This is a genomic window from Exiguobacterium sp. s166, assembly GCF_018618855.1.
GTDB lineage: Bacteria > Bacillota > Bacilli > Exiguobacteriales > Exiguobacteriaceae > Exiguobacterium_A.
On record NZ_JACSMU010000002.1, the window covers coordinates 156,451 to 171,200 of the forward strand.

Here is a 14,750-nt window from a genome sequence, read left to right on the forward strand (position 1 = left end):
TGATTAAAGTATTCCCTTACGAGAGACGGTTAAACATCCTGGGTATGCGTGATCTTTGCAAAATCGGCAATCAAGTTCGTGATCGGTTGCGGATGATGCAGATAATGTCCTTGTACATACAGGGGATTTCCCACCGCAACGATATGCTGGAACTGAGCGCTTGTTTCGACTTCCTGAATGACAAGCGAAATTCCAAGTGCCTGTGTCAACGAATAAACAGACTGGACCATCGACTGTTCGAGCTGGTTTTGAACGAGACGCCGTGTAAAGATCGGATCCAACTTAACGGATTGGACCGGTAAACGGAGTAAGGAATTGAGCGAAGCATAATGACTCCCGAAATGGTCGACACTCAGTCGATAACCTGCCCGGCGTAACATTTCCAGACGCTCGATGGCTTTCCGTTTTCCGATTTGTAAGACTTCTTCCCGGATTTCAAGCACAATCCGCTCTTTCTTGAAGGATGCACAGTTTGCGAACTGTAACAGATCGGCAAGCATCGCATCCGATTTGAATTGACTGGCGGAGAGATTAATCGAAATTGTCACGGGACGTCCCAATTCTGTCTCTAACCGGACACTATCCGAAATCGCCTGTGCAATCGTAAAGTGACCGATTTGACTAAACTTCCCTGTCCGTTCCGCAATCGGAATGAAATCGGCTGGACTGACGAATCCTAAGACCGGATGATTCCAGCGGAGTAGTGCTTCGACGGCAACCGTCTGTCCCAGTTTGGCATTTAAAATCCGTTGATAATACAATTCGAACTGACCACGTTCCAATGCTTGCTCCAATTCCTGTTCCAATACACGGTTAAACGGATGTTGTTCGACCTCGCGTTGCTGATCGACAAATGATATACCCGCTTTTCCGTCCAGTTTGACCTGTTGCATCAGGGCTTCTGCTGCATAGACCTGTGTCTGGCGGTTCATGTGATCGCCCGTTAACAGACTGACACCTGACGAAGCCGTCAAACGAATCGGTTCGTCCGCAAGGTTATTGATTGGCTCCTCAATTGTCTGAATGATGGATTCAGCGAATGTCCGGCCTTGATCTGTAAAATCAGCTTGTTCCAGAGGTGCGAGAACAATGAACTCGTTCCCCTCCATCCGTCCGACGACGTGTTCCGGAATCGCGACATACTTTAAGCGTGACGCAATTTCCTGAAGCACCTGATTTCCAATCCGGTATCCGTACTTCGCATTAATCGCATGAAAGTTATCGAGATTGAGGACCATCAAAAAGGTCGGCTGGCTCGAGACACTCGAAATCAATCGGTTCATATATCGTTCGTTATAGACATCTGTCAATGCATCTTTGATGACATAGGTCTCGACGCTGATTGATTTACTGATGATGTTCGCGTAATTTTCAATCATCTCTAATTCGGTTTTACTGAATTCGTACGGTTGATCATCAAAAGCGCATAACGTCCCGATTTTCTCGTTATTGGCATTTTTAATCGCGACGCCAAGAAAACTGCCGTTACCCAGTGTTTGGGTGACCGGATGATGACTTGTCATTGGATTCGTCAATAATTCATTAATTTGAATCTTACCGTCTGTTTCATCGATGACGAGTTTACAGAGGACATGTTGGAAGATGTGTGTCGTTCCCTCTTCAATCAGTTCCTTTCCATGATTGATTGCCTTGACGATAAAGTTACTGTTTGAGTCATTTAATGCGAAAAACAGTGTATTGACTCCGATTTTTTCACTCAATTGATTTAAGATATCTTCGACAAGCGGGTGTAAGGCTTCATATCGCATTTGCGAGTTATCCACGGTCCCGTCCCTCCTTTCTTCGTTAGTCCTCTGTCATTTCAGTCGAAAATTGAAGCGTAAACGTACTGCCTTTTCCTTCTTCTGACTGCACGGCAATCGATCCGCCATGATCCATGACAATCATCCGGCAGATCGCTAAACCAAGACCGGTTCCGCCAATTTTTCGCGTGTCCGAGTTATCAGCCCGGTAAAATTTATCAAATACAAACGGTAGTGCTTTTTCCGGAATTCCGATTCCTTCATCTTCAACCGTCAAGACCATGTGTGATCCCTTCATGTGCCCCCGAACTTGAATCGTTCCTCCGTCCGGTGAATATTTGATGGCATTCATGATCAAGTTCGTGAAGAGCTGTTTCATCTTCTCTTCGCTCGCCGTCATCTGATAATCGCCCGCTTCAAACAGAACCCGAATCCGGTGTTTACTGCTCGCAAGCTCGAACATCGGTCGCATCTCATATACCAATCGTTTAAGGTCCAGCCGTTTTTTGACGGTGCCTTGTGAGACATCCTCACCTTTTTGGATTTCTAAAATATCATCAATCAGCTCTGCCAAACGAACGGTCTCGGAGTGGATCGTCTCGAGGTATTTTTTTTGACGCGGACCATCGAGTGAACGACGCATCAACAGTTCCGTAAAGCCCATAATCGACGAGAGCGGTGTTCTTAATTCATGCGAAACAATCGAGACGAACTCCGACTGTTTCAAATCCAGTTCTTTTTCTTTCGTGACATCCCGCAAGACGAGCATCATTCCCCACTCGACATTGGCGATGGCGATTCGTTCGGCATAGGCATTCAGCAACAGATTCCCGCGAAAAGCCGATAGTTCAATCGTCTCTCCGGGAATCTCCCCGTTCATCAATTGACCGATATAGTCATGCAGCGCATCCGGCTGATCAACGTGTTCGAATAAGGAAGTCGCCCGTTCGTACGCATGGCGGAAGCCTTGAGATTGACTGACGAGCTTTGGCGGGAACATGTTCAACAATGCCTGATTGGCATAAATCTGTTCCCCGCTGCTTTCGATATATAAGACCGCTTCCCGAATCGAATCGAGTAATTGATACGTTTTGATTTTTTCATGCTCCATTTGATGGAACAACAGGTGACGTTCAAGCGTCATCCCGAGTTTACGTGACAAATCCAAAATATCCCCGACCTGTTCCAAGTTGAACTGCTCGAATGGATGTTTGAGATAGATGACACCGACGACACCGCCATTGCTTGGTGACTGGACAGGAATCGCCGATTCATACATGTTTTCTGCTACAGGGAGCTGAACCGATTTTCGCATGACAAAAGCACGGCGTAACACAGAATATTGATCCAAATCTTTTTCGATCAATTCAATGTCTTCCACCCCTTGCGTCACAAGGTGACTCAATTGTTCACGGCGATATAACAGGATGGCCCCCGCCTCAAGATTGATGAGTTTCAGCAACTTAACGAGTAATGTCTCACATGCTGACTCGACGCTTTGGGTTGCCAATGCTTCCATGATTTCGTTGCGGTGTTTCAATTTATGTTCAACTTCCGCCAAATCCTGTGTCAGTTGACCGATCCGTTGACGGTCGGTCGTCTGTAACGTCTTGACTGGAAATGGACTGGTCTTCAGACGATACGGTCTCGTCTTCTTTTCAGGACGATATCGTACGATTTTTTTCAATGGGCTTCCTCCTTCCGATTCATGCATTCATGTTTAAAATTATAACACGAGATTTTAATTTTTCGTCGCTCATTCGACTTAAGAACGTGCTGCCGTTTCTGCCAACAAACGTTTAAATGCCTGTTCGAACGCAACATCTTCCTGACGTGTCCGTTTTTTGGGTCCCTTCGTCCGTCCACCTGCCCGCCGGATTTCTTGACCGACATGTCGTGTATGTAGAAGAAAATCTATGTTTTCGTTTGTAAAAATCCGACCATTCTGATCGATAGCTCGTCCATTGCGTGCGAGGGCGAGGGCAGCCAGACCGTAATCCTGGGTCACAACGATGTCTCCCGGCGCCATCCGGTTGACGATGGCAAAGTCGACGGCGTCCGCTCCTTGACCAATCGTGATCGTCGTCGCCCCTTCCCGATTAAACTGATGTGCTGTATCACAGACTAAAAAAACCTCGTATCCTTTGCTCAATCGAATCGTCAAATCGACGACCGGACAACCGTCTGCATCAATCCATATTTTCATGTCACGTCACTCCTTCCTTTACTTCGCTTTCATTAAGTGTCCGTGACGACCGGAATCACTGTCAAGTCCATCACTCGAAGTTGACCGTAACTGCCGTAGAACCGACAATAGAAAGGAAAGGATGTGCCGAATTGAAACCTGCAACATTTACCTCATTTTTATCCTTACTAAAGAAAAGTGAACCACCGGTCGGACTGCTGTCAGCTGCCGTGACGGTTTCAATCATTCAGGCACTCGCTGCTTTGATGATTCCCTGGTTTTTGAAATCCCTGATCGACAACTTCTCCATCGATCAGGTCACACCGGGCTTGGTCGCCCTCTTCATCACGGTCTTCATCGTCCAGATGATCAGCAATGCTTTTTCCATCTACTGGCTGCAAGTCGCCGGGCAACGGATTGTCGCCAACTTGCGGACGATGTTGTGGAAACACTTGCTAGCTTTACCCATTCCGTTCTATGACGAAACGAAGTCAGGCGAACTCGTCTCACGTCTCAACAACGATGCGACGACCTTACAACAATTATTATCGGAGCAACTCGTTCGTCTGTTGACCTCAATCGTCTCGATTGTCGGTGCGATTACGATTTTATTTTTCCTCGACTGGCAAATGACGCTCGTCATGGTCATCGCCGTCCCGTTGACATTATTGATCATCATTCCGCTCGTTCGGAAACTGCATCAGATTTCACGGGAGACGCAAAAAGAGCTCGCCGGCTTATCGGGATTTTTTGCAGAGATGCTCGGTGAAGTCCGCTTGGTCAAATCACAGGCGACAGAAACCTATGAAATGGAACGCGGAAAAACGCGGATTGAACATCTGTTTGGCTTCGGTGTCAAAGAAGGGAAGATTCAGGCAATCTTACTGCCCGTCTTCAACGTCGCCCTGACCTCGATGTTGATTGTCATCATCAGTTTCGGTGCTTACCGCGTCTCGACGAATCAGATTACAGCGGGCGAACTCGTCGCCTTTTCGTTATATCTGTTTCAAATCATGACGCCGCTCGTGACGATGACCGAGTTTGTCTCGAAATTACAAAAAGCGCGCGGGGCAACGGAACGAATTTCGGAACTGCTCGAAGAACGACCGGAACAGGACGGTACCCGACAGGTTGAGCGTCCGTTCGCAGCCGTTCACTTTAATCATTTGTCGTTCGGCTATGACGACACGACACTGTTGCACGACGTCACCTTCTCCTTGCCGCGTGGTCAAACCACGGCAATCGTCGGTCCGAGCGGCTCCGGTAAATCGACCTTGTTCGCTCTGCTCGAACGCTTTTATCTGCCGACGAACGGTCAAATCGAGCTCGGTCCTCATGCAATTGATCAGTTTGAACTGGCCAGCTGGCGTAATACGATCGGTTATGTCGCCCAGGACTCACCCGTCTTGTCGGGAACAATCCGCGACAATCTGTTATACGGCTTGACGCAAGATGTCACGGAACAACAAATCCGCGACGCTGCCGAGATGGCGAATGCCGATGAATTCATTTCTTCATTTACGCTCGGATATGACACGGAAATCGGCGAACGCGGTGTTAAACTGTCCGGCGGTCAACGGCAACGGATTGCGATTGCACGCGCCCTCCTGCGGGATCCGGAATTGTTATTGCTCGACGAAGCGACTTCGAGTCTTGATTCGGAATCGGAACGGGTTGTCCAGGAAGCGCTCGAACGCCTGATGGAAGGACGGACGACATTCGTCATTGCCCATCGCTTAGCGACGGTCCGTCACGCCGATCAAATCGTCGTCCTCGAACAGGGACGTGTTTCCGGTATCGGGACACATGATACCCTCGTTGAGACAAATGTTTTGTATAATAAACTCGTAACGCAACAATTCATCGGTCACACCGAAACGACCAGGGGGAGTAACACATGACAAAAACAATTGGTTTCATCGGACTCGGCGTCATGGGGCAAGGCATGGTCCGCAACTTGTTAAAAGCCGGTTTTTCCGTCAAAGGTTATAACCGGACGAAAGAAAAAGGCATGCCGCTCGAACAGGACGGCGCAGTGATCGTCGATACGATTCAGGAAGCCGTGACGGATGTCGATGTCGTCATCTCGATTGTCGGCTATCCGCAGGACGTCGAACAGATTTACTTGGCGGACGACGGGATTTTAGCATCCGCTAACCCAGGGACAATCGTCATCGACATGACGACATCGAGTCCTGCGCTCGCCATCCGGATTGCCGAACAGGCTGCTCAAAACGGTCTTTCTGCGCTTGATGCACCGGTCACGGGCGGCGATCTCGGAGCAAAAAACGGGACGCTCGCGATTCTCGCCGGTGGCGACGAAAAAGCATTTAACACGGTTCAACCGTTATTTGAAGCAATTGGAAAATCGATCGCCCGTTTCGGAGGTCCGGGACAAGGACAATCGGCCAAGCTCGCCAATCAGATTGCGATTGCCGGATCGATGATCGGGACAGCCGAGATGTTGCTGTTCGTCACGAAATCGGGAATCGATCCGACACAGTTCGTCGAGACGATCAAAAGCGGCTCCGCCGGCAGCTGGTCACTTGAAAACCTGATTCCGCGTGTCATTGCGGAAAACTATTCGCCGGGCTTCTTCGTCAAACATTTTATCAAAGACATGAATCTGGCACTCGAACGGGCCGAAGAGATGGGGATTGCAACACCCGGACTTGCACTAGTCAAAGATTTATACGACGAGCTGGCAGCATCCGGTCATGCCGAATCTGGGACACAAGCCCTCTACTTGCTGTTAAAAGAGAAAAACACCGTCCCGTTAAAGGATTAAAAACGACAAAAACGAGTCTGACGCTTCCGCACAGGGGGAAGTCAGACTCGTTTTTTTACGCTGAACGCGTTGCTGTCTGTTGCTCTTTTTTTAATTGTTCATAGAAGTGCGCCATCGTCGTATCAAAATACGGCGTCAGCAGAACAACTCCGACGGTACTGAGCAGCGCAAGAATCCCCCAAAGGATGAAACTGAGATAAAGTTTCGCCAGCCGCCATTTATGCCCATGCATCATCCGGCGGCTTTCACCAAGGACCTGGATAAACGACAGATCCGGTCGGTCAACCAATAAAAACGGCACCAATCGGTACATCAGATAAAAGTAGATTGCCGGAAGGATCAAAAAAGAACCAATGTAAACAAGTAACGTTACCAGTGTATAGGCTGCCATCGTCTTCAGATAGAAACGGATCGACGCAAACCCTTCAAATAACGTCCCGATACCGGCTGATTCTCCACGGACGAATCGTAAGTAGGCAATCGTCCGCCCAAGCGTGACGGGTGACAGCACAATCGTCACGACGATATTCAAGGCGACGAACCGTAACATGCTGTCGAGATTATCCTGGTCAAACGACATCCGGCTGGCAGCAAGTGCAAAGATGACGAAGTAGATGATTGAGATGCTGAGCGCTGTCAGCCACTTCCCTTTTAATGTCGCAAGTGCAGCTTGTTTGTACTGTAAATTTGTCATAATGAACTCCTTTATCTTTCAACATTCCTGTTTTAGTGTACCGTAGTCTGCTTTGAAAAAATAGCAATCATCTCCTCACAAGGCTGAAGATGTGACGATTTTTGGACAGCTTTGACGATTGGTTTCCTTTCTCTTCTTAAAAAGAGCGACGCAACCGAAACCACTTTTTCTTCACCCGCTTCCTCAGACGAGACACAAGCCAGTTTCCCTGCCTTTGAAGGCAGGAAAACGGGTCTTGTTTGTCTCTGACAGCGCAAAGAATTGCGCTTTTTCCTGTAGGAGTCTCGTGAATGAAATGGTTTCTCCAAAATAAAAAAAGAGGAACAGATTCAAATCTGCCCTCTTTTCTCATAAGGTTAACTGTTACGCCAACGAATAACTTTGATTAACGTGCCAGCAATTGTTTTAACGCTTTGACCTTCTCCGGATCGACTTGACCGTCGACGAGGACAGCGGATCCGACATGTAACTCGGTTGCGTTCGTTGCATTAAGTAATTCTTCCGCCCGCTCAACTGTGATACCGGAACCCGGCAAGACAATCAGGTCCGGATGCTGTTCGATCAGTTCGGCGATAACAGCCTGACCTTCCAGTGCCGTCGGTTGTGCCCCGGACGTCAAAATCCGGTCGACTTCCGGAAAATCAGCCAGGACTTCCGCCGCTTCCAGGATGTCCCGACTGCTGTCGATGGCCCGGTGGAACGTCAACGACAAGTCGCCTTTATGTTTAATAATCCGTCCGAGGAATCCTTCATCGACACGACCGTCCGGCGTCAAGGATCCGACGACGATGCCCGCTGCTCCGAGTTCCCGGACTAAATCGATATCGGTGATAATCGTTTCCTGATCGGCTTTCGAATAGACAAACGATTTGCTGTGCGGACGCACGAGGACGTGGACCGGAATCTCGACCGACGACAAGACTTGCCGGATCAAGCCGTAACTCGGTGTCAGCCCGCCTTCCGATAAGGCGGATACGAGTTCCAACCGGTCAGCTCCCGCCCGCTCGGCTGCTGTTGCTTCTTCGACTGTTGCTGCAATGATTTCTAACATGATACATCCCTCCCGCCCTAGTGTATCACGAGACGACTGTCCAATTCACCCGTTCGTTGAACAGTTTCATTTCCCATGACGGCGGATAGGTCGAGGGACTGAGGACGATTTTAGCCCGCCGGAATTCGGCGACTTTGTACTTCCGGTTTCCTTCAAACTCGTCACATGCCAAAAAGGCATACACGTCCTTCGTCCGTCCGATGATCGCTTTTTGAATCAGGGACGATTCGATGTCATCGCTGACGAATCCCCGCTCGATTTCGGCGCCGTCAAATGTCAAAAACGATGCATCAAAGGCGTAAGCATCAAGCGCTTGTAACACTTCGACACCGACCGTCTGTCCGAATGAATCGACGGTTCCGCCGAGCAAGCGAATTTCACCATGAAACGGTCCGGTTTCCCGGCATTGTTCCAGATGACTGGCAATCGATAAAGAATTCGTCACGATGGTCGCTCCCCCACTGAGGTACGGCAACAGATGTTCGACCGGTTCCCCTTTTCCTAAAAAGATGCAGGAATAGTCACTGAGCCAACCTTTGGCATACCGGGCCAGGCGCCGTGATAATTGGTCCGTCCGTCGTGAAATCGACGACTCTTGTTTTCCGCCGTGATAGATTGCCCCACCATACACCCGCTTCAGTTGCCGTTCCCGTTCGAGTTCCTCAAGATAGCGCCGGACCGTCTCACCGGAGACGTCTAAACGATCGATCAAATCTTTCGTCATGACTTTCCCTTCTTCTTCGAGCCATTGCATGATTTGTGATTTCCGTTCCTCTCCTAATAACGACACATGACCTTCCCCCTTCACAGACAAGTACTACTTCTAGTGTAGCGAACGTCTGTAAAGGTCTTGTAAATCCGGTGTAAAAAAACGTGTAATTCCTATGAAATGTTGTTGAATTCGTTCATTTTTCAGATTAACAAGATATTCACAAAAAAAACCGGATCCTCCTGTCCTTCTTTTATAGAAGAACAACAGCATCCGGTTGAAATCAGTCGGTGTCTTTTTTATCTTTCACAAACATACCAATCTTTGATTCCGTCCCTTGACGGATCCGGCTGATGTTTTCGCGGTGTTTAAAGATGACGAACAGTGCAAGAATCGTAAAGAACGTCGGGACGATCCAGTCCTGCTCGATGATGCCAATCGTAATCGAAACAACGATGCCGATGCTTGCCGCAACGATTGAGCTGAGTGAAACCATCCGGCTCAGTCGTAATGTCGTTAAAAACGAGACGAGCAAAAAGAGGAACAAAATCGGACTCGTCACGAGCAGCATCCCGCCGGAAGTCGCGACCGCTTTTCCGCCTTTGAACTTGGCAAAGACCGGATAAATATGTCCGATGACGGCCGCTAGACCAGCAAACAGCGGATGCAGTTCGGAAGCGAGCAGGATCGGGACGAGACTGGCGACTGCACCTTTACCGAGATCACCAATCAAGACGATAATCCCTGCCTTTTTTCCTAAAACCCGGAACGTATTCGTCGTCCCGAGATTCCCACTGCCGTGCTGCCGAATATCAATGCCATGTCCCCATTTTCCGACAAGCAGAGCAAACGGAATCGAGCCGAGTAAATAGCCTAAAATTAAAATCCCGATGATTTCAATCATGGTCAACCTCCAACGTATTAGTGACCGACCTTCATATATTCTTCGAGAGTCTGTCCATTATTTTTAATTTGTGTGGCTGGACCGACACCAACATACCGGATGTGCCATGGCTCATACGTGTACCCAGTCCGTGACTGGAACCCACGGTCGTACCGGACGATAAATCCATACTTCGCTGCGTTGTTCGCAATCCATTTTCCTTCTTTTGTATCTCCAAGTTCTGCCGTCAATCCATTCCCGACACTCGGTGCCGAGATATCAAACACAAGTCCGGTCTGGTGCTCACTGTGACCAGGACGGGCAGAATATTGATCGGCTGCCGCTTTTCCGTCACGGGCGACGTAGTTGTTATAAAGGACCGTCTGACGTGAACCAGAACGGAATCCACTGACGGCATTTAGTGTCACGCCGTCGGCTTTCGCATCAGCAAACATTTTTTCCATCTGTTTCGCTGCCGGTGCCCGCATATAACTTTGTTCAAGGACACCTGAATACGAGAAGCTGACGTTTGGTACGACTAAGTCCGACGGTTTGTAATCAATCGGTAAGCTGTATTTTTTATTGACGACGACTAACTCACCCAGTGATAAATCGGCTTTTGTATCCGATTTATCGACGTCCGGTGTTTCGGACTCCGGTTTAGACGGCTTGGCAGGTTCCGGATCCTGAGCGGAATCGGTTTTCGCATCGTCTTTTTTATCGGCCGATTTGTCTTCTGTCGAAGATTCGTCCGATGACTTCTCTTCCGTCGTTTTCTCTTCAGCTGCTTTATCGGCCGCTGTTTTCTCTTCGGCCGCTTTTTCATCGGCTGCTTTTTGATCGGCCGCTGCCTGTTCTTCTGCTTTTTTCTCAGCTTCCGCTTTCGCATCGGCTTCTTTTTTCGCTTCTGCTGTTTCTTTTTCTTTTGCTACTTCGGCATCACTTTTTTCAGAATCTGAAGTGGCCTTTTCGTCTGCGCTTTTATTCGCCTGTTCGGTTTTTGAGTTGTCTTCCGCTTCCTGATCCCCAGGGTTACATCCTGCAAGGAGGAGCGCCAATGTACTGACTGCTACGATTTTTTTCATTTTTAATTCCCCGCTTCCTTGGTGCTATTCTATGTTACCTCTAATCGACTGATTAGAAAAGCCCTCACGCAAGAAATCCTGCTGAGGGCGGAGGCTTAATTTGAGATGAGTGCAGCATCTTCGGTACGCATTTGTTCGTAAATCGCGTGCCAGTTCGGAAAGACTTTTGGTAAACGGATCGGACGGAAGTTCTCTTTTTTGACGACGACATGCGACGTTTTTCCTGCGACCGCCAGTTGACCGTCGGCATTCTTGACTTCATAACCGTAAATCGTCCGCAGACCGTCGTAATGATCAACCCAGACGGAAACCTGTGCCACGTCACCGTATGTTAACGACCGTTTGTAATCGAGATTCACATTCGTGACCGGCGAAACATATCCGGCTTCTTCCATTTCCTTGTAATCAAGTCCAAGTGACTTGATCAGTTCCGTCCGTGCAATCTCAAAATAAACGAGATAATTCGAATGATAAACGATGCCCATCATATCGGTTTCAGCGTAACGGACTGGTATTTCAATCGTGTACATGAAGCTTCCCCCTTAAAAATCCTCTTTTTCAAGATAGGACCATTCTGAACCGCTTAAGCTAAGTTTGTCAATTAATCTGACGGATTGCTTCGCGATTGCCCGTTCGACAATCGTAATCGCGGCACGGGCATTGCCGTTCGGAACCGTCTCAATCATCTGCTCAAGCGTCTGTTTCGCTTCATCCGTCAATTGATACCCGTATTGGGCAGCATAATTGATGATGATTTCAATCAGTTCTTCCTTCACATAGTTCAGGAAATGGAACTCCCGTTTAAAACGTGACTTCAGTCCGGGATTGCTTGCAAGCAAGGCCTGCATCGGCTGTTCGTAACCGGCGAGGACAACGACGAGATTATCGGCATGTTTCGTCATCTCGTCGACCAGCGTATCGATTGCTTCTTTCCCGAAGTCGTTGGCACCCCCGTTCAGCGCATAGGCCTCGTCGATGAACAAGACACCGCCGAGGGCATCCCGGATCACGTCGCGGGTCTGTTGCGCCGTTTGTCCGACGTATCCGGACACGAGATCGGCCCGGCTGACGACTTTTAAGTGCCCCCGCTTCAAGTAACCGCACTGACGGAGGACATCCGCATAGAGAGCTGCGACCGTCGTTTTTCCGGTCCCGCTGTTCCCGCTGAAGACAGCATGCAGTTCAACCGGCAAGACTTTAAAGCCTGCCTCCTGTCGACGCTTCTGCATCGATAATAATGCCTGGATTTGTTTGATTTCCGCTTTCAACGGCTGTAATCCGACAAGCTGTTTGAGTCGTTCTTCGACCGTATTATCGTCTGAAGCGACGAGTTCAAAATCCGTTTGTTCGAGCAACGCAAAATCTTCGTGACTGGCACTTTCCCCGAGACTCGCCCCTTTTTTAAAGATCGCATCGAGAACGATATTGCGGACGGCGCGCCCGTTCCCGAAACTCGCGTCGACCCGTTCCCGTTCGAGCCGGGACAACAACGCCCGCTCTGCCTGCTCCGTCAGGACATAATCGTTGACGGTCGCAATCGAACGGCCGATTTCAAGCAGTTCCGTATCCGTATAGTCCGCAAGCAGGTAATGATTCGATTCCGGGAAACGGCTCCGCAGTCCGGGATTCGCTTTCAGGAAATCACGCATTTCTTCCGGATAACCGGCAAGAACGACGGCAAACCGACCGGCGTATTCTCCGCTCGTCATCGCTGCAACGAGGGTATCAATCGCGGCTTGGCCGTAATCATTGCCGCTTTGACCGGCCCGTTTTAAGGCGTAGGCCTCGTCGATGAACAGGACACCTCCGACCGCTTCGCGGACTTTACTCATGACCTGTTCTTCCGTCTGACCGACAAACGCACCGACGAGCGACGAGCGGTCCGTCTCGACGACTTCCGGCCGTTCCAGCAGACCAAGTTCGTGATAGATTTTCGCCATCAACCGGGCAAGTGTCGTTTTACCGGTCCCGGGATTCCCCATAAAAATCATGTGGAGGGATGGCTGATCACTCGAGCGATAGCCGTCCGACGTCCGTTTTTGCTGATACTTCAAGAACCGGTACATCTGATGGACACGCAACTTAATGTCTTCCAGTCCGATCATCGCATCGAGTTCCTCGAGCGCCGACCGTTCGACCTGTTTGATTTCTGCCGGAAGCAGCGCAACGACCCGGCGTAAATCCTGCAGTGCCGTCGCTTTCAGTTCCGTCATCTCCCGGAACGCGTCACGCGAATAAAATCGTTCCTGCAGACTGTTAAGGAACTCCGTCGCAATCTGCTCAAGCGTCGCACTCGACAACAATAAAGCTTTTCCGGCTTCGAACAATTCCGACCAGCGCGCAGCATCCAGCCGGCGCAACCGTTCCGTCTGTTCGACGACCTGTTCCGTCTCGTGCAGGATTTGACCCGCTTGTTGAATCAGTTCCTTTGTCGCTGACCGTTTGGCATTGGCATTGTCCGTCTCGCGGATCGTCGGAAAAGTGTTAGCGACGAGCAATTGGTAACTGCTCTGGAGCTTCTGTTCGATCAGCAACTGTTCAAGCCGTTCCGGCAGCCGGTCGTGCTGGCGGATTTCCTGCATCCAGCTTTCGGCCAGGGCATCGATCCGTCCCGTCATGATGTAACGGTGTTCGACGAGTAAAGCTAAAATCCGGACTAATGCTTCTGTTTCCTGTAATAGGCGACTGCTTTGGGCATAACGTAAGGCGAGAACTTCTTCGACCTTCGCCCCGTTTTCCCAAGCCGTAATTTGTTTGAACATCTCCTCTTTTGAGAACGTCTCCATGTTATCTTGATTCCTCCCGCTTCTCGAAAAAACCGACTGTGGTCGTCACGGTGTGACGCTCCAGTCGGTCTGTCCTCATTTAGCTTTTAACCAGTTTGGATCGAATGTATCCAGTGTCTCGATTTTTTTCATCTTGACCGAATAAAATAGTTTTCCATTGTTACGTGACTCGGCTCCAAGTACTTTCGACCGGTCGGACGCGACATAGTAGGTCGCTTCTTCCGCATTGTCGTCCTTATCGAAGAACGATGGATACTGTTTAATCCATTCTTTCGGGACTGTGCTTGCCGGCTCTTTTTTGACGTAAACGTCAGCCGCATTTCCGGCGATATCGGCTTCGCCTTCGACTTGACCAAAATCACCATTTTCGATGAACTTGATGATCTGTTCGTTAAAGCCGCGTGACAAGAACGGACGCGGTGCACTGACACTCTTCGACGCTTTCGTCTCATTCAACAATTTTCCGTCGGCAGCGTATTCGCGGAACATCTTCCCGTCCCAAATCGCCATCGTTCCTTTAGATGGTCCGTCGATGACTTCTGTCCGGAAGTGGCCTTTATCATCAAAAACGACTTCATATGTCCGCGTCTCGAGAGCGTCTTCCGTCGTCGACAGTTTCTTTTCGACGTACTGAATCCGCGACATCGTGTAAAACGGTTTGACCGGAGCAGCTTTATCTTCATTAGCGGTCTGTGTCTTATTCAAAAGGTAAAAATTATAGGCAAGGAGTATCGCCATTGCCACGATTGCGACTGCAATCCATGTGCTCGTTCGTTTCGTCATGCCATGTACACCATCCTAAATTT

Annotated in this window: 13 protein-coding genes; 2 read left to right on the forward strand and 11 right to left on the reverse strand. The window is 49.3% G+C overall.

The window, feature by feature from the left end:
• Window positions 1–29 precede the first annotated feature (29 nt).
• The 3 genes from KNP93_RS05255 to KNP93_RS05265 form a co-directional block, all read right to left on the reverse strand.
• A complete protein-coding gene (locus tag KNP93_RS05255; RefSeq protein ID WP_371819868.1) occupies window positions 30–1,784 on the reverse strand; it encodes a putative bifunctional diguanylate cyclase/phosphodiesterase in 1,755 nt (584 codons plus the stop codon).
• A 22-nt stretch (window positions 1,785–1,806) separates the two neighbouring features.
• Window positions 1,807–3,450 (reverse strand): sensor histidine kinase, encoded by a 1,644-nt coding sequence (locus KNP93_RS05260; protein WP_251138673.1) that lies wholly within the window; start codon window positions 3,448–3,450, stop codon window positions 1,807–1,809.
• A gap of 78 nt (window positions 3,451–3,528) precedes the next feature.
• On the reverse strand, window positions 3,529–3,969 hold the full coding sequence (locus KNP93_RS05265) for a YaiI/YqxD family protein (RefSeq protein ID WP_214853784.1): 441 nt from the start codon (window positions 3,967–3,969) through the stop codon (window positions 3,529–3,531).
• Between the two features lie 131 nt (window positions 3,970–4,100).
• On the opposite strand from KNP93_RS05265, the gene KNP93_RS05270 reads away from it, so the two are divergent.
• Window positions 4,101–5,849, forward strand: a complete 1,749-nt coding sequence (locus KNP93_RS05270; RefSeq protein ID WP_214853788.1) for an ABC transporter ATP-binding protein — start codon at window positions 4,101–4,103, stop codon at window positions 5,847–5,849.
• Window positions 5,846–6,736: an NAD(P)-dependent oxidoreductase gene (locus tag KNP93_RS05275; protein WP_214853791.1), complete on the forward strand. Its 891-nt coding sequence runs from the start codon at window positions 5,846–5,848 to the stop codon at window positions 6,734–6,736. The genes KNP93_RS05270 and KNP93_RS05275 overlap by 4 nt, the downstream gene beginning before the upstream one ends.
• Before the next feature lie 55 nt (window positions 6,737–6,791).
• Here KNP93_RS05275 and KNP93_RS05280 read toward each other — a convergent pair whose 3' ends face one another.
• The 8 genes from KNP93_RS05280 to KNP93_RS05315 all read right to left on the reverse strand — a co-directional run bounded on the left by KNP93_RS05280 (window position 6,792) and on the right by KNP93_RS05315 (window position 14,727).
• On the reverse strand, window positions 6,792–7,430 hold the full coding sequence (locus KNP93_RS05280; protein WP_114596145.1) for a DUF975 family protein: 639 nt from the start codon (window positions 7,428–7,430) through the stop codon (window positions 6,792–6,794).
• A 385-nt stretch (window positions 7,431–7,815) separates the two neighbouring features.
• Entirely contained in the window at window positions 7,816–8,481 is a 666-nt protein-coding gene (locus tag KNP93_RS05285; RefSeq protein ID WP_131502934.1) for a copper homeostasis protein CutC, read from the reverse strand.
• Window positions 8,482–8,506: 25 nt separating this feature from the next.
• A complete protein-coding gene (locus KNP93_RS05290) occupies window positions 8,507–9,271 on the reverse strand; it encodes a DeoR/GlpR family DNA-binding transcription regulator (RefSeq protein WP_114596147.1) in 765 nt (254 codons plus the stop codon).
• A 202-nt stretch (window positions 9,272–9,473) separates the two neighbouring features.
• The gene (gene plsY / locus KNP93_RS05295; protein ID WP_131502935.1) at window positions 9,474–10,094 is read right to left on the reverse strand and encodes a glycerol-3-phosphate 1-O-acyltransferase PlsY; all 621 of its coding nucleotides are present in this window, start codon (window positions 10,092–10,094) and stop codon (window positions 9,474–9,476) included.
• A 17-nt stretch (window positions 10,095–10,111) separates the two neighbouring features.
• Window positions 10,112–11,158 (reverse strand): M15 family metallopeptidase, encoded by a 1,047-nt coding sequence (locus KNP93_RS05300; RefSeq protein WP_214853806.1) that lies wholly within the window; start codon window positions 11,156–11,158, stop codon window positions 10,112–10,114.
• A 95-nt stretch (window positions 11,159–11,253) separates the two neighbouring features.
• A complete protein-coding gene (locus KNP93_RS05305) occupies window positions 11,254–11,688 on the reverse strand; it encodes an acyl-CoA thioesterase (RefSeq protein WP_012370047.1) in 435 nt (144 codons plus the stop codon).
• 12 nt (window positions 11,689–11,700) lie between these two features.
• A complete protein-coding gene (locus tag KNP93_RS05310; RefSeq protein ID WP_214853808.1) occupies window positions 11,701–13,944 on the reverse strand; it encodes an AAA family ATPase in 2,244 nt (747 codons plus the stop codon).
• A 75-nt stretch (window positions 13,945–14,019) separates the two neighbouring features.
• A complete protein-coding gene (locus tag KNP93_RS05315; RefSeq protein WP_131973069.1) occupies window positions 14,020–14,727 on the reverse strand; it encodes a hypothetical protein in 708 nt (235 codons plus the stop codon).
• Between the last annotated feature and the right edge of the window lie 23 nt (window positions 14,728–14,750).